The 14,094-nt window shown below is 59.1% G+C and carries 16 protein-coding genes; 14 read left to right on the top strand and 2 right to left on the bottom strand.

The genetic code is table 11. The annotated features are described in order from the left end of the window. Nucleotides 1-41 precede the first annotated feature (41 nt). Nucleotides 42-695 (bottom strand): fructose-6-phosphate aldolase, encoded by a 654-nt coding sequence (fsa, locus tag K529_RS11365; protein WP_005632996.1) that lies wholly within the window; start codon nt 693-695, stop codon nt 42-44. 179 nt (nt 696-874) lie between these two features. Between fsa and K529_RS11360 the strand changes: the two genes are divergently transcribed. The 4 genes from K529_RS11360 (at nt 875) to K529_RS11345 (ending at nt 5,871) form a co-directional block, all read left to right on the top strand. Then, on the top strand, nt 875-3,082 hold the full coding sequence (locus K529_RS11360; protein WP_046002099.1) for a primosomal protein N': 2,208 nt from the start codon (nt 875-877) through the stop codon (nt 3,080-3,082). 116 nt (nt 3,083-3,198) lie between these two features. Next, nucleotides 3,199-4,434, top strand: a complete 1,236-nt coding sequence (locus tag K529_RS11355) for an MFS transporter (protein WP_005621104.1) — start codon at nt 3,199-3,201, stop codon at nt 4,432-4,434. 107 nt (nt 4,435-4,541) lie between these two features. Then, nucleotides 4,542-5,411: a 50S ribosomal protein L11 methyltransferase gene (locus K529_RS11350; RefSeq protein WP_005621108.1), complete on the top strand. Its 870-nt coding sequence runs from the start codon at nt 4,542-4,544 to the stop codon at nt 5,409-5,411. Nucleotides 5,412-5,523: 112 nt separating this feature from the next. After that, the gene (locus tag K529_RS11345; protein ID WP_227431610.1) at nt 5,524-5,871 is read left to right on the top strand and encodes a hypothetical protein; all 348 of its coding nucleotides are present in this window, start codon (nt 5,524-5,526) and stop codon (nt 5,869-5,871) included. A gap of 116 nt (nt 5,872-5,987) precedes the next feature. Here the strand turns inward: K529_RS11345 and K529_RS11340 are convergent, their stop codons facing one another. After that, the gene (locus K529_RS11340) at nt 5,988-6,206 is read right to left on the bottom strand and encodes a DUF1127 domain-containing protein (RefSeq protein ID WP_005621115.1); all 219 of its coding nucleotides are present in this window, start codon (nt 6,204-6,206) and stop codon (nt 5,988-5,990) included. Nucleotides 6,207-6,577: 371 nt separating this feature from the next. On the opposite strand from K529_RS11340, the gene ruvC reads away from it, so the two are divergent. The 10 genes from ruvC to tolB all read left to right on the top strand — a co-directional run bounded on the left by ruvC (nt 6,578) and on the right by tolB (nt 14,025). Then, a complete protein-coding gene (gene ruvC, locus K529_RS11335) occupies nt 6,578-7,075 on the top strand; it encodes a crossover junction endodeoxyribonuclease RuvC (protein ID WP_040642326.1) in 498 nt (165 codons plus the stop codon). Continuing rightward, on the top strand, nt 7,072-7,761 hold the full coding sequence (gene ruvA, locus K529_RS11330; protein WP_046002098.1) for a Holliday junction branch migration protein RuvA: 690 nt from the start codon (nt 7,072-7,074) through the stop codon (nt 7,759-7,761). The genes ruvC and ruvA overlap by 4 nt, the downstream gene beginning before the upstream one ends. 12 nt (nt 7,762-7,773) lie before the next feature. After that, nucleotides 7,774-8,793 (top strand): Holliday junction branch migration DNA helicase RuvB, encoded by a 1,020-nt coding sequence (gene ruvB / locus K529_RS11325; protein WP_005627980.1) that lies wholly within the window; start codon nt 7,774-7,776, stop codon nt 8,791-8,793. A gap of 16 nt (nt 8,794-8,809) precedes the next feature. Beyond that, the gene (locus K529_RS11320) at nt 8,810-9,112 is read left to right on the top strand and encodes a nucleoside triphosphate pyrophosphohydrolase family protein (protein WP_065317486.1); all 303 of its coding nucleotides are present in this window, start codon (nt 8,810-8,812) and stop codon (nt 9,110-9,112) included. Between the two features lie 87 nt (nt 9,113-9,199). Next, nucleotides 9,200-9,865, top strand: coding sequence for a hypothetical protein (locus K529_RS11315; protein ID WP_005627986.1), 666 nt, complete (start codon nt 9,200-9,202; stop codon nt 9,863-9,865). Continuing rightward, nucleotides 9,862-10,248, top strand: coding sequence for a tol-pal system-associated acyl-CoA thioesterase (ybgC, locus tag K529_RS11310; protein ID WP_005627988.1), 387 nt, complete (start codon nt 9,862-9,864; stop codon nt 10,246-10,248). The genes K529_RS11315 and ybgC overlap by 4 nt, the downstream gene beginning before the upstream one ends. Before the next feature lie 114 nt (nt 10,249-10,362). Continuing rightward, the gene (gene tolQ / locus K529_RS11305; protein ID WP_005627991.1) at nt 10,363-11,058 is read left to right on the top strand and encodes a protein TolQ; all 696 of its coding nucleotides are present in this window, start codon (nt 10,363-10,365) and stop codon (nt 11,056-11,058) included. 3 nt (nt 11,059-11,061) lie between these two features. After that, the gene (tolR, locus tag K529_RS11300) at nt 11,062-11,550 is read left to right on the top strand and encodes a protein TolR (RefSeq protein WP_005627994.1); all 489 of its coding nucleotides are present in this window, start codon (nt 11,062-11,064) and stop codon (nt 11,548-11,550) included. Between the two features lie 13 nt (nt 11,551-11,563). Beyond that, complete coding sequence (locus tag K529_RS11295; RefSeq protein ID WP_005627997.1) at nt 11,564-12,703, top strand: hypothetical protein; 1,140 nt, start codon at nt 11,564-11,566, stop codon at nt 12,701-12,703. After that, nucleotides 12,700-14,025 carry a Tol-Pal system beta propeller repeat protein TolB gene (gene tolB, locus K529_RS11290; RefSeq protein WP_005628000.1) on the top strand — a complete coding sequence of 442 codons (1,326 nt, stop codon included), beginning with the start codon at nt 12,700-12,702 and terminating at the stop codon, nt 14,023-14,025. The genes K529_RS11295 and tolB overlap by 4 nt, the downstream gene beginning before the upstream one ends. The last annotated feature ends 69 nt before the right edge of the window (nt 14,026-14,094 follow it).

The following is a 14,094-nucleotide window of genomic DNA, read 5'->3' as shown; positions in this document are numbered from 1 at the left end:
CAAAGGAGCGCCACCAAATTAATTTGCACTGAAATCAGAGATCAGAGGATCTTGATGCCAGCGGCTTCGATGTCGGCGAGGAAGGCCGAGAGACCCTTGTCGGTCAGCGGATGGTTCACCATCGACTTGATCACAGCCGGTGGGGCGGTGATCACATCTGCACCGATACGGGCACTGTCGAGGATGTGGTTCACAGTCCGGATCGAGGCTGCGAGGATCTCTGTCTGGAAGCCGTAATTGTCGTAGACGGTGCGAATATCTTCGATCAGCTCCATGCCGTCGATGTTGATATCGTCCAGACGACCGATGAAGGGCGAAATGAAAGTTGCGCCCGCTTTGGCGGCCAGGAGCGCCTGATTGGCAGAGAAGCACAGGGTCACATTGACCTTGTGGCCAGCGTCGGTCAGGGTCTTACAGGCCTTGAGGCCATCCCACGTCAGCGGCACTTTGACGGTGATGTTTTCCGCGATCTCAAGGAGCTTGCGCCCCTCAGCGATCATTGTCTCTGCGTCGGTCGCGGTGACCTCGGCGGACACCGGGCCGTCGACCAGATCACAGATTTCCTTCGTGACTTCGATAATGTCACGGCCGGATTTCTTGATCAGGGAGGGGTTGGTGGTGACGCCGTCGACCATGCCAAGATCGTTCAGCTCGGCAATGGCATCGATTTCGGCGGTGTCTACGAAGAATTTCATGGGCTTTGGTCCTCTGGATGGCTTGGCCTCGGTGCGCCTTGGCTTTACCTGATAGGAGGTCCGGCGGAAAGTGCGAAAGACCATGAGGCGGGGCAGGGCGCGTCCGCGCGCATGTTAGCGTAAACAGTTCCGCGCGCCTACCGTCTGGAACAGGAAAAAAGAGCAGGGTCACGCGAAGAATGACGCAGCAAGGCGACAGTCCGGAGTTTTTTGCCCAAGGTGAGCGGGTTGGGGTACTGACAGCGCAGCCCTTGGACCGCCTGCTGGATTATCGCGCGCCCGAAGGGGGCTGTTTCCTTGGGGCCTTTGTCGAAGTGCCTTTGGGGCCGCGCAAAGTTGTCGGCGTGGTTTGGGGGCCGGGGGCAGGTGATTTCGACGCAGCAAAACTGCGTTCGGTGATCCGGGTGCTGGATTTGGCCCCAATGCGCGCGGAAATGCGGAGTTTTCTGGAACGTGCGGCCCAATACACGCTGACGCCGATGTCGATGATGCTGCGGCTGGCAACGCGTGCCCCGGGACTGGCGGACCCGCCGTCGATGCGAAAGGTCCTGCGCCGAGGGGATGGTGAACCCGACCGCATGACCGATGCGCGCGCCAAGGTGCTCGACGTGATGGACGAATATGAAGGCGCGGCCTTTACGGCATCGGAACTCTCTGGCCTCGCGGGTGTGACGGCCTCCGTGGTCAAAGGTTTGGTCAAGCAGGGCGCGATCCGCGAGGAAGAAGCCCCTCGTGACCTGCCATTCCCACCGTTAGATCCCGAGCTGCCGGGTAAGACTCTCTCGGAAGATCAAGCCACCGCCGCTGCCGCACTTGAGGCAGGGGTGAATGGGGGGCGCTACGGTACAACACTCCTGAAGGGTGTCACCGGCTCCGGTAAGACGGAGGTTTACCTTGAGGCTGTAGCCGCCTGCCTGCGCAAGGGCCGGCAAGCCTTGGTGCTGCTGCCTGAAATTGCGCTGACAGCGGAGTTCCTGAAACGGGTGGAGGCACGTTTCGGCGCGGTGCCAGCCGAGTGGCATTCCGGCGTGACCATGACCGAACGCCGCCGGGTCTGGCGCATGGTCGGGCAGGGGGCTGCGCAGCTGGTGATCGGCGCGCGCTCATCGCTCTATCTGCCGTTTCGCGACCTTGGCCTGATCATCGTCGATGAAGAGCACGACACCTCCTACAAACAAGAAGAAGGGGTACTTTATAACGCGCGGGATCTGGCGGTCTGGCGGGCGTCCTTGTGTCAGGCGCAGGTGGTGCTGGCATCAGCGACACCGAGCCTTGAGACATGGGCTAACGCGGAGGCGGGCAAATACCAGCGCCTCGATCTGACGTCGCGCTTTGGCGAGTCGGTGCTGCCCGAAATGCGTGCGATTGATATGCGCAGCGAGGAGCTTTTGCCCTCAACGTGGATATCGCCGACGCTGAAACACGCGATGAAGCTCAGGCTCGAACGCGGCGAGCAGTCCCTCTTGTTCCTGAACCGGCGTGGCTTTGCGCCGGTGACGATCTGCCGGGCCTGTGGCACGCAGGTGGCCTGCGACAATTGTGATGCGCGCATGGTGGAGCACCGGTTCATGAAACGTCTGATGTGCCACCAATGCGGTGAAACCAAACCGGTGCCGACCGAATGCCCATCCTGTAAGGTCGAAGGCAAGATGGCCCCCGTAGGCCCCGGTATCGAACGGCTGGGCGAAGAGGCGGCGGCACTTTTCCCGGAGGCTCGCATCGCGGTGCTCAGTTCTGATCTCTTTGGCTCGGCTCGCGCGCTGAAACAGCGGATCGAAGAAATCGCCGCTGGGGAGGCGGACATCATCCTCGGCACGCAGCTTGTGGCGAAGGGGCACAACTTCCCACTGCTCACGCTTGTGGGGGTCATCGACGCAGATCTTGGCCTGCAGGGGTCGGACCTGCGCGCGGCAGAGCGCACGTTCCAGTTGATGCGGCAGGTGGCGGGGCGCGCTGGGCGAGCGGAACGGCGAGGCGAGGCCTTGATGCAGAGCTTTCAGCCAGAGCACCCGGTGATCCGTGCGATCCTCTCAGGTGACGAAGAAAGTTTCTGGCGTGCGGAGGCCGAACAGCGACAGGCGGCAGGTGTGCCCCCTTATGGACGTATGGCGGGGATTATCCTGTCGGGCACAGATCTGGCGCAGGTCTTTGATCTGGGCGGTGCGCTGGCGCGAAACGACGGGCCGTTGCGGCAGGTCGGTGCGCAGCTCTTCGGACCGGCGCCAGCCCCGATTGCGCGGGTGCGCGGGCGTCATCGGGTGCGGCTGCTGGTTAAGGCCGACAAGGGCGTGCCTTTGCAAGATGCAATTACCCGATGGACTGCGCCATTCAAGCTCAGGGGCGATTTGCGCCTGAATGTGGATATTGACCCGCAGAACTTCTTGTAGAACGCCCGGCACAGAGCGTGTGGATGCAGAAATGCAGGGAGACCTGTGCGCGATGCAGCGGGTTTTGATACAATTCTTTTCTCGCCCGGCTGCCAAAAGCGCTCTAAAGCCAAGCTATGTTTACGCCTGTCACCCTCGAACAGTCCCGCGCACTGCCGTTCTGGCGCCGCCCTGTCACACTGCTATTCCTCATGGCGATTGCTATGCCGGTGGCCTTCAATACGTGGTCAGCGCTGCTGAATAACTTCGTCATTGAAGTTGCAAGCTTTGACGGCGCTGACATTGGCGTGCTGCACACTTTGCGCGAAATTCCGGGGTTTCTGGCGTTTTTGGTGATCTTCCTGATCATCTTTATGCGCGAGCAGGTTTTGGGGCTTTTATCCCTCGCCTTGCTTGGGGCTGCGACGGCGGTGACGGCGTGGTTCCCGACGCTTCAGGGTATTTTGGTTATCACCGTCCTCAGCTCTATCGGGTTTCACTACTTTGAAACGGTGGCACAGTCCTTGCAGCTTCAATGGTTGTCCAAGGAACGCGCGCCGCAGATGCTGGGTTGGTTGGTGGCAACCGGTTCCGCCGCAACATTGGTGGTTTATGGCGTAATTGTCGTGCTGTGGGAGCCACTCAATCTGTCCTACAACGCTGTCTACATGGCGGCAGGAGGCTTTACAGTGCTGGTGGCCCTGTTCTGCCTTTTTGCGATCCCGCAATTTGATGGCCCAACCCCTCAGAACAAAAAGATGGTGCTGCGACGCCGGTACTGGCTCTATTACGCGCTGCAGTTCATGGCGGGAGCACGGCGGCAGATTTTTGTGGTCTTTGCAGGCTTCATGATGGTCGAGCGCTTCGGGTTCGAGGTTCATCATCTAACCAGCCTTTATCTGATCAACCTGCTGGTCAATATGGTGGCTGCACCGATGCTTGGGCGATTTGTATCCCGCTTCGGGGAGCGCCGGACCTTGATCTTTGAGTACGCCGGTCTGGCCACGGTCTTTGCTCTTTATGGCGGGATCTATTGGTTCGGCTGGGGCGTGATGCTCGCAGCGGCGCTTTATGTGGTGGACCATATCCTGTTTGCACTGGCGTTGGCGCTCAAGACCTATTTTCAAAAGATCGCAGACCCAGCAGATATTGCCCCTACCGCTGCCGTGGCCTTCACGATCAACCATATTGCTGCGGTTTTCTTGCCGGTGTTGCTTGGTCTGTTGTGGGTGGCGTCTCCGGCGATGGTCTTTGCATTGGCCGCACTTATGGCCCTTGTGTCTTTGATATTGTCCTTGATGATCCCGCGTCATCCTGAACCCGGGAATGAAACGATCTTTGCCCGCTTAAAGGCCCCGACGCTGGCACAATAGCGAGGCCGGCGTGGTCAAGTTTCCCGCTCGCCCCTTGACCATATGTGCACGGCTCGCGTAGGCGCAGAGCAACCTATGCGCCATCATGTTCTTTCGGAGATCCCGACATGCCTACATTCACCGCCCTCACCACGCTGACCGGAAAAGCTCAGGCCGAGGCACTGGGCGATGCGATGGAACGTCTGAACCCGGAACCCACGGGTGTGGGCGTGTTCGAGGTCGAGGATGGTTCAGGCTTGTGGGAGGTGGGAGGCTATTTCACCGAAGCTCCGGACCAAGCAGGCCTCGCGTTGCTCGCCACACTGCATAAGGCAAAACCGTTTGCCGTCTCAGAACTGCCAGAAACCGACTGGGTTGCGCATGTGCGCCGTGAGTTGGCACCGGTGGAGGCTGGGCGCTTTTTTGTCTATGGCAGCCACGATGCAGACAAAGTGCCCGGCGACAAAATCCCGCTTTTGATTGAGGCGGCGATGGCCTTTGGTACTGGGCACCACGGCACGACTTTGGGCTGCTTAAAAGCGCTGGATCATCTGCTCGGCGAAGGGCTCAACGGCGAGAAAGTTGCCGACATTGGATGCGGTACGGCTGTTCTGGCGATGGCGGCCGCGCGCGTCTGGCCGGAGGCGCAGATCCTTGCAAGCGACATTGATCAAGTCGCGGTCGACGTGGCTGAGGCCAATATGGAGGCCAACGGCATGAAGGGCGCGGTGGAATGCCTAGAAGCTGCAGGCTTTGACGCTCCTGCGTTAAAGGCCGCCGCGCCTTATGATCTGATCTTTGCAAATATCCTCAAAGGGCCCTTGGTTGCCCTGTCACCCGATATTGCGGCCCATTTGCGTGATGGCGGCTATGCGATTCTCTCTGGCATCCTGAACGAGCAGGCGGACGATGTGATTTCGGTTTATGCACAAAATGGCATCAATCTTGTCAAACGTGATGAGATTGGTGAATGGACCACGCTGATTTTGCGCAAGTAATCGAAGATCGGTGGCCATTTAGGCAAATTTTACACAATCGCCATGACTTCGCCGTTGTCCTAGCGTAACTTCTTTTCATCCGCTGGTGGGGGCCAGTTCGGAGTTACGTTTTATGAACCATCAACACGCGGAGTTTCGAAACCGACTTCGTCAGTTGGATCGAAAACATGCCAAAGCTGCGCATGGTTTCAGAGCGCGTATGCGTTCGGATGGGCTGATTGTTGTCGAGCCACAGAAAGTCGTCCGTTCCGGAATTTCCGGGAAGGTCTTCATTCTGTTTGTCGTGGTTGGCCTGATGTTTAAGGCTTTCCTGATGGCGGCGCTTGGGTACGCGAGCTACGATTATCGTGTGGCGCAGCTGGGTGAAGGCTCGGTGATTGAGCGCGGCGGTGCGTTCCTGATGCAGCGAGACCCGGTTTCCTATCGGATCGCAGAAGAATTGCGACCATTGCTGCGCTGACAGCATCACAGGGTCATTTTACCCTGATAGAGATAGAAACGCCGCGTTCGGGCTATCCGGAACGCGGCGTTTTCATTTGGACCTGCCAAACATGACAGATGATCTGACGCTTTCTGTCAGACCAGCGGCGAGTCTGAATTGATCTGGTCGATGTCGCCACGGCAGAGGCCGATATCCGCCAGTTCCCGATCCGAAAGCGCGCTCAGCGCTTTGCGGGTCAGGCGGGCGTCGTTCCATGCCATGAGCTTGGCAGATGTGGTGTGAACAAGAGCGCCGATACGGCCGATCAGGCCGGAGGTGCCTTGCGCGGTGCGAGTGGTGTCGATTGCAGCCATATCTAGTGTCTTTCTAAGTGCTATCCGGTTGTCCGCTTTGGTGCGGGTGAGCGGCAAATAGAGGTCGAAATCTGCTCTCGCAAGGGGTGAAATTGCATGCGACCCATGCGATTTTTGCATGTCTCAAAGCCCTGCGAATAAGGGGTTTGACGCCTTCTGTACCTTTTACAGGAATTGGTGTCGTTGCTGCATTTCGGCGTGTCGTATTTGTTTCATAAATCGCAAAATTTCTGCCAGCGTCTGGACCAAAACATCGAAGTGCGGCGTGTTGGGCAGATTGGACCGGGGGCGAATTAGATTGGATGTGTTCGCGTTTTGTGCTAATCGGGTCACCAAATTGTAAGAACCAGACACAAAAATCGGGCAGTGAGATGCGAATACTTGGGATCGATCCGGGGCTCAGAACCCTTGGATGGGGCGTCATCGAATCAAATGGCGCGCGTCTCAGCCATGTTGCCAATGGACTATGCCACTCTGACGGAGATGATTTGGGAGAACGGCTGTTGTCATTGCACAATCAGGTCACCGAGATCATTGTCGCCTATCAGCCGGATCAGGCTGCGATTGAACAGACGTTCGTCAATAAGGACGGGGCTGGCACGCTCAAGCTCGGTCAGGCGCGAGGGGTGGCCTTGCTGACATTGGCCAAGGCCGGACTGCCCACCGGGGAATATGCGCCCAACCGAGTCAAAAAGACGGTGGTGGGCGTCGGTCATGCCGAAAAGGAACAGGTGCTGCATATGGTCAAACTGCAACTGCCGGGCTGTGCCCCCAAAGGCGCGGATGCGGCGGATGCACTGGCGATTGCGATCTGTCATGCCTATTACGGGGGCAGCAACCAGCGGCGACTCAAAGAGGTAGGCGCATGATCGGAAAACTGACCGGGCGGCTTGAGTATAGGGCACCCGACCATGTGATGATCGACGTGCGTGGCGTCGGCTACATCGTCTATTGCTCTGACCGCACGCTCGCGAGCCTGCCATCCGTGGGTGAGGCAGTCCAACTCTATACCGAGTTACTGGTGCGCGAAGACTTGATGCAGCTCTTTGGGTTCACCTCCTTGGTGGAGAAGGAATGGCATCGTTTACTGACGTCGGTGCAGGGCGTTGGCGCTAAAGTGTCACTGGCAATCCTCAGTGCGCTTGGTCCCGAAGGCGTTAGCCGCGCGATTGCGCTGGGAGATTGGGCTGCGGTGAAAGTGGCCAAAGGGGTTGGCCCTAAAACCGCACAACGGATCGTTCTCGACCTCAAGGACAAAGCCCCGTCTGTGATGGCGATGGGTGGCACGATTACAGAGGCATTGGAGGGGCCCGATCTGGAGGCGGTGGTCGAGCCAGCCTCAGATGCGCCGGTGAAACCCGCGCGCAAAGCCGCCCCCAAAGCCCCCACCGGCGCGGCGGCCGCATCGGCTGGCGCACTGTCGGCATTGGGCAACCTCGGTTACAGCCCCTCTGATGCCGCAGGTGCGGTGGCTGAGGCGGCTGCCGGTAACCCGGAAGCAGGCGAGGCAGAGCTGATCCGCGCAGCGTTGCGCCTGCTGGCACCCAAAGACTGAGGGAACGAGTGAATGATTGACGCGGACCCCACCCTGCGCCCCGATCCGCTGCCCGAAGACAACGACCGCGCCTTGCGGCCGCAGGGTCTTGGCGAATTCATCGGTCAGGCGGAGGCCCGCGCCAACCTGCGGGTGTTTATCGAATCTGCCCGCCGGCGCGGTGAGGCGATGGATCACACCCTGTTTCATGGCCCGCCGGGGCTTGGGAAAACGACGCTTGCGCAGATTGTGGCGCGCGAGTTGGGCGTGAACTTTCGCATGACTTCCGGGCCGGTGCTTGCAAAGGCGGGCGATCTGGCTGCGATCCTCACCAATCTTGAGGCGCGCGATGTGTTGTTCATCGATGAAATCCACCGCCTGAATCCGGCCGTTGAAGAAGTTCTCTATCCGGCGATGGAGGATTTCGAACTGGATTTGGTGATCGGCGAGGGGCCTGCGGCACGTACGGTTCGCATTGAGTTGCAGCCTTTCACATTGGTGGGGGCAACGACGCGCATGGGGCTTTTGACCACGCCGTTGCGGGACCGGTTTGGCATTCCGACGCGGCTGCAGTTCTACACTGTGGATGAGCTCTTTGAGATCGTCAGCCGCAATGCCCGCAAATTAGGTGCTCCTGCTGATGATGCAGGGGCGCGTGAGATCGCGCGGCGCGCGCGCGGCACCCCAAGGATCGCTGGGCGGCTCTTGCGCCGCGTGGTGGACTTTGCGGTTGTCGAGGGCGATGGAACGATCACCCGAGAGCTGGCGGATGGTGCGCTGACGCGTCTTGGTGTGGACAAGCTGGGATTGGATGGTGCGGATCGGCGCTATTTACGACTGGTTGCCGAGAATTATGGCGGCGGCCCTGTCGGCATTGAGACAATGTCCGCTGCATTGAGCGAAAGTCGCGACGCGCTTGAGGAGGTCATTGAGCCGTATCTGCTGCAGCAAGGGCTGATCCAGCGTACGCCGCGCGGACGGATGTTGGCACAAAAGGCATGGCAACATCTCGGTATTGCACCACCGAAATCGCAAAACGATCTCTTTGAATGACAATCAGGAGCGCGCTGTGCGGGATCTCACCCAGCTAACCAGTGCCGCAAAGCAGGTTTCTGACCTCTATGCGCGGCGTTTTGGCGTTACGCGGGATGCTGCGTGGTATCTGGGCAAAATGACCGAAGAGCTGGGTGAGGTGACATCTGCTTATCTGAGCCTTGCGGGGCAGACCCGCAAGGACGGCAGCAAAAGCGATCTCGAAAATGAGGTTGCAGACCTTCTTGGCTTCTTGCTGTTGTTTGCGGACTGGCAAGGCATTGATGCGGGTGCAGCGTTTGAGCGCAAATGGGGTGCTTACCTGACTGAGGATAAGTGACGGAAGGGCAAAGAGACTTCCCCCTTGCTGCAGTCCTGACACGCCCGTACAAACGCCCGACGAGCGAATAATATGACGAGGCCGCACATGTCTGCACTCCTGCTGCCAGAGGAAATCGAAGCGCTGTTTACCCGGGAAGATGGGACTTATGCCTTTGCCCGTTGGGGACGCCCGATTGCTCCGATCGTCTTTGGTGTCACCGATGAGACCTTGGTGACGGTCAAAGGTGCGGTTGAGGCTGTGGTCACGCTCGCAGGGCATCAGATGGCAGAAACAGATCCTGAGCTCGGCGCGAACCTGATGTTTTTCTTCTTCCGGGAGTGGGGGGAATTGCTGGAGGTTCCAGACCTTGATCGCATGATTCCCGGGCTCGCCCCGCTTGTGAACCGTCTTGCAAAGGAAGATGCCAGCCAGTACCGCGCGTTCCGCTTTGACGATCAGGGCGCCATTCAAGCGGCATTTGTATTTCTGCGCATGAAAGGTGCGATGGCAGAAGTCCCGGCCGAGACACTCGCGCTGACCCAAGCGGTGCAGGTGATGCTCTTGTGGGGCGAGCGTGCCTTTGCCGAGGTGTCGCCGCTGGCGGTCCTGCCGGAGAATGGCAATACGATCCTGCGCCCGGAGATCGCGGGGGTGATTGCCGCCGCATACGATCGGATGATGCCTGTGGCGGCGCAAGACGCGAGTCATGCGCTGAGGCTCTATGCGAGGCTGCAAGCGCCGCATTCAGAGAACGCGGATGGTGAGGTATGACCCATCAGTTCCCGATCACGGTATATTACGAAGACACCGATATGGGCGGCGTTGTTTATCACGCCAATTTCCTGCGGTTCATCGAGCGCGCACGCAGCGACTATGTACGCCGTTTAGGGGTTGACCAAAATGCGATGCGCGATGCTGGCATCGTTTGGGTGGTGACCCGAATTGAGGCCGATTACCTCTCGCCTGCACGGTTTGAGGATGAGCTTACCGTGGAAACCGTGCCTGAGAAAATGACCACAGCCCGGCTGACCATGTCGCAAATCGTCCGGCGAGAGGGGCGCGAGCTGTTTCGCGCCAAGGTGACAGCTGTCTGCATGGATATGCACAGCGGCAAACCGGTGCGTCTTCCGGCAGAAGTTCGCGCATCCTTGTAACAATAGGCGGCAATCCCCCTGTTTCCTTGGCAATGGCGCTTGTTTTGCGCTAGCGTCCGCCCCAATTAGGCCGCGCAACCAAAACGACGTGGCAACTGGCTATAGAGCAGGCAAATGGAAGCAGAAACTCTGGCACTGGCACAGGAGATTGATTTCTCCATGTGGGGGCTGTTCGCGCGGGCGACGCTCACTGTAAAATTAGTGATGATCATGCTGATCGGGGCATCGATCTGGTCGTGGTCGATTATCGCGCAAAAACTGATTACCTATCGGTCTGCACGACGTGAAGCGCAGGTGTTTGAACGCGCGTTTTGGTCAGGCAATCCGCTGGATGAACTCTATGAGGACATCGGAGCAGATCCGTCGGGGCATTCCGAACGCATATTTGCTGCTGGCATGACCGAATGGCGTCGCAGTCACCGCACGGATGGCGCGCTGATCCCCGGAGCACAGGCGCGTATAGATCGGTCCATGGATGTGGCGATCTCTAAGGAAAGCGAAGGCCTGCAAGGTGGGCTGCAAATTCTTGCGACCATTGGCTCTACCGCGCCTTTCATTGGTCTCTTTGGGACCGTGTGGGGCATCATGAATGCCTTCATCGAGATCGCAGAGCAGCAAAACACCAACCTTGCCGTGGTGGCACCGGGCATTGCCGAGGCCCTCTTGGCGACGGGCTTGGGGCTCCTGGCGGCCATTCCGGCGGTCATTTTTTACAACAAGCTCTCTGCAGATTCGGATCGGATTATTGGTGGCTATGAGGCCTTTGCCGACGAGTTCGCCACGATCTTCTCGCGCCAGTTGGACAGCTGAGCCATGGGTGCAGCGGTTCAGCAAAAAGACGCGGGCGGTGGACGTCGGCGTGGTCGGCGGCGCTCTCGTGCCCGGCCTATGGCGGAAATCAATATCACGCCGTTTGTGGACGTGATGCTGGTGTTGCTCATCATCTTTATGGTGGCGGCGCCCTTGATGACCGTGGGCGTTCCCGTGGAGCTGCCAAAGACGGCGGCGGGCGCGTTGTCGGGTGACGACGAAGAGCCACTCACTGTGACGATGACGGCCTCTGGTGACATTCAGATCCAAACGACGCCGGTTGAGCGGGATCAACTCGTTGCACGCTTGCGTGCGATCGCGGCTGAGCGCGCGTCCGACAGAGTCTATCTGCGCGCGGATGGGGCGATTGCCTATAGCGATGTGATGCAGGTGATGGGCGCACTCAATGCGGGCGGATTTGCCAATGTGGGTCTGGTGACGGATACAGGCGGACCTGCGTTCGACGGGCGGCCTGCCGCTCCGGGCGAGTAATACGGGTGATAATGTGCAAACCGGCACGAAGATCTCTGTAGCAGGGCACGGTCTCCTGATCACATGGGCGCTTGTGGGTGGGTGGCTCAATCCCGAGCCGTTGCCATTCCAAAGCCAGGATGTGTCAATCATCTCGGCTGAAGAGTTTGCCCGGTTGAGCGAGCAGCAAGCAGCACCTGAAGTGGCCGACGAACCTGTTGCGCCGCAAGAACCCGCTGTCACGGAGAGCACACCTGCAATTCCGGAGCGTCCAACGCCGACGCCAGAGCCCCGCGTGCAACCAGAGCCGATTGAAACACCGACAGAGGACGCGGAGGCAGAACCGCCTGCGCCGGAACCTGTGCCAGAGGTGCCGAGCATCATACCCGATGCGCCGGATGTCCCCGAGATTGTGACCGATCTGCCGCAGACAGCAGAGCCTGAAACCGCGCAGCAAACGGATCGCGTCGCGCCGGAACCCGTGCGCCCACCAGAACCCGACACGCAAATTTCCGATGTGGTGCAGGAAGAGGTTGCACCTAATGCGGGGGCTGAAGCCAATCAACCGGTTCAAGAGGCAACCGCCCCAGAGGCGGCCAGCGATCGGATCGTGACTGAAGCCGAAGCAGATGATGCTGAACCCACAGCCCCGTTGGCCAGCGTCCGTCCAAGAACGCGTCCGAATCGCCCGCAGCCTGAGCCTGAGGCTGAAACGCAAACCGCTGCGCGCGAAGAAGAAACGACTCCATCGCCGGAACCAAACCCGGAGGTTGAGAGTTCTGCTGTGGATGATGCGCTGGCTGAGGCGCTGGCGGGATCGGGCGAAGTGGAAGCACCAGAGCCTTCTGGTCCACCTATGACGCGGGGAGAGAAAGATGCGCTGCGGGTCGCGGTGTCGCAATGTTGGAACGTTGGCTCATTGTCCAGCGAAGCATTGCGCACATCTGTCGTCGTTGGTGTTACGCTCTCTCGTGAAGGTATGCCGGATATCGGCTCAATTCGCATGCTGTCCAGCTCCGGCGGATCTGACAGTTCAGCAAAGCAGGCCTATGAGGCCGCGCGCCGCGCAATCATCCGCTGTGGATCAAGAGGATTTGATCTTCCGGCTGACAAATATGCGCAGTGGCGTGATATTGAGATGACATTTAATCCCGAAGGAATGCGGATCAGATGAGAAACGCGATAGCGACAGTACTCCTTGGCCTTGCGATGCTGCTGCCCGTTGGGGCGGTGCAGGCACAGGACGGGCCGCTCAGGATTGAGATCACCGACGGGGTGATTGAGCCGTTACCCTTTGCGGTGCCCGATTTCATCGCCGAATCTCCTGCGGCGGCGCAATACTCGGCAGATATTGCTCGGGTGATTGCAGAGGATCTGGTCGGCTCAGGCCTGTTCCGCGAGATCCCCAAAGTGGCGTATATCTCGCCCTACACAGACTTTGATGCGGCGGTGAATTTCACCGATTGGAAAGCGATAAACGCACAGGCGCTGATTACCGGTTCGGTCAGCCTGTCCGGCAACCGGATCACCGTGCGGTTCCGCGCCTATGATGTGTTCGCCGGGCAAGAACTGGGGTCGGGTCTGCAGCTTTCCGGCACCACTGATGGCTGGCGCCGCATTGGTCACAAGGTGGCGGATACGATCTATTCGCGCCTGACCGGGGAGAGCGGATATTTTGACAGCCGTGTTGTCTTTGTCTCGGAAACCGGCCCGAAGGATGACCGCAAGAAACGCCTTGCCATCATGGATTACGACGGGGCCAACGTGCAGTATCTGACCAATTCCGAGTCGATTGTGCTTGCCCCAAGGTTCTCGCCTACGGGTGACCGGGTGCTTTATACCAGCTATGAGAGCGGCTTTCCGCAGATCCATGTTCTGGATGTGGGGCGGGTGCAGCGCCGGATTTTGTCGGCAGGAAACGGCTCCATGAGCTTTGCGCCCCGATTTGCGCCCAATGGCCACACCATTGTCTATTCTCAATCCGCAGGTGGCAATACGGACCTGTTCTCGATGGATATCAACTCGGGCAACCCTCAACGGCTGACCAGTGCGCCCTCGATTGAGACCGCTCCATCTTTCTCGCCCGACGGCAGCCAACTGGTGTTCGAGAGCGACCGTTCAGGGACCTCGCAGCTTTATGTGATGCCGGTGTCTGGGGGCGAAGCAAAGCGGATCAGCTTTGGACAGGGGCGCTATGGCACTCCGGTCTGGTCCCCACGCGGCGATTACATCGCCTTTACGAAACAGAACGCGGGCCGTTTCCATATCGGCGTCATGCGTACAGATGGCAGCGAAGAGCGTCTTTTGACCGCATCGTTCCTTGATGAGGGGCCGACGTGGTCGCCCAATGGCCGGGTCATCATGTTCACCCGTGAAACCCAAGGTGCCAGCGGTCAGGCGCGGCTTTATTCGGTGGATATTTCCGGGCGCAACCTGAAGCCCGTAAAAACCCCGGACGGCGCATCTGATCCGTCTTGGTCCCCGTTGCAAAACTAATGAACCGCCCGACCGCATACCACGCGTGCAAGACCGTGGCGCGGTCGGGTACAATGTGCTAACACTTCG

The sequence above is a fragment of the Tritonibacter mobilis F1926 genome (genome assembly GCF_000376545.2).
Lineage (GTDB): Bacteria > Pseudomonadota > Alphaproteobacteria > Rhodobacterales > Rhodobacteraceae > Epibacterium > Epibacterium mobile.
The sequence above is the reverse complement of the archived record's forward strand: the minus strand, read 5'-3'. Positions and strand labels throughout refer to the sequence as shown.

What these genes read in the sequence shown, in the direction of transcription:
- fsa (WP_005632996.1), bottom strand. Translation starts at nt 695, where the DNA reads ATGAAATTCTTCGTAGACACCGCCGAAATCGATGCCATTGCCGAGCTG.
- K529_RS11360 (WP_046002099.1), top strand. Translation starts at nt 875, where the DNA reads ATGACGCAGCAAGGCGACAGTCCGGAGTTTTTTGCCCAAGGTGAGCGG.
- K529_RS11355 (WP_005621104.1), top strand. Translation starts at nt 3,199, where the DNA reads ATGTTTACGCCTGTCACCCTCGAACAGTCCCGCGCACTGCCGTTCTGG.
- K529_RS11350 (WP_005621108.1), top strand. Translation starts at nt 4,542, where the DNA reads ATGCCTACATTCACCGCCCTCACCACGCTGACCGGAAAAGCTCAGGCC.
- K529_RS11345 (WP_227431610.1), top strand. Translation starts at nt 5,524, where the DNA reads ATGAACCATCAACACGCGGAGTTTCGAAACCGACTTCGTCAGTTGGAT.
- K529_RS11340 (WP_005621115.1), bottom strand. Translation starts at nt 6,206, where the DNA reads ATGGCTGCAATCGACACCACTCGCACCGCGCAAGGCACCTCCGGCCTG.
- ruvC (WP_040642326.1), top strand. Translation starts at nt 6,578, where the DNA reads ATGCGAATACTTGGGATCGATCCGGGGCTCAGAACCCTTGGATGGGGC.
- ruvA (WP_046002098.1), top strand. Translation starts at nt 7,072, where the DNA reads ATGATCGGAAAACTGACCGGGCGGCTTGAGTATAGGGCACCCGACCAT.
- ruvB (WP_005627980.1), top strand. Translation starts at nt 7,774, where the DNA reads ATGATTGACGCGGACCCCACCCTGCGCCCCGATCCGCTGCCCGAAGAC.
- K529_RS11315 (WP_005627986.1), top strand. Translation starts at nt 9,200, where the DNA reads ATGTCTGCACTCCTGCTGCCAGAGGAAATCGAAGCGCTGTTTACCCGG.
- ybgC (WP_005627988.1), top strand. Translation starts at nt 9,862, where the DNA reads ATGACCCATCAGTTCCCGATCACGGTATATTACGAAGACACCGATATG.
- tolQ (WP_005627991.1), top strand. Translation starts at nt 10,363, where the DNA reads ATGGAAGCAGAAACTCTGGCACTGGCACAGGAGATTGATTTCTCCATG.
- tolR (WP_005627994.1), top strand. Translation starts at nt 11,062, where the DNA reads ATGGGTGCAGCGGTTCAGCAAAAAGACGCGGGCGGTGGACGTCGGCGT.
- tolB (WP_005628000.1), top strand. Translation starts at nt 12,700, where the DNA reads ATGAGAAACGCGATAGCGACAGTACTCCTTGGCCTTGCGATGCTGCTG.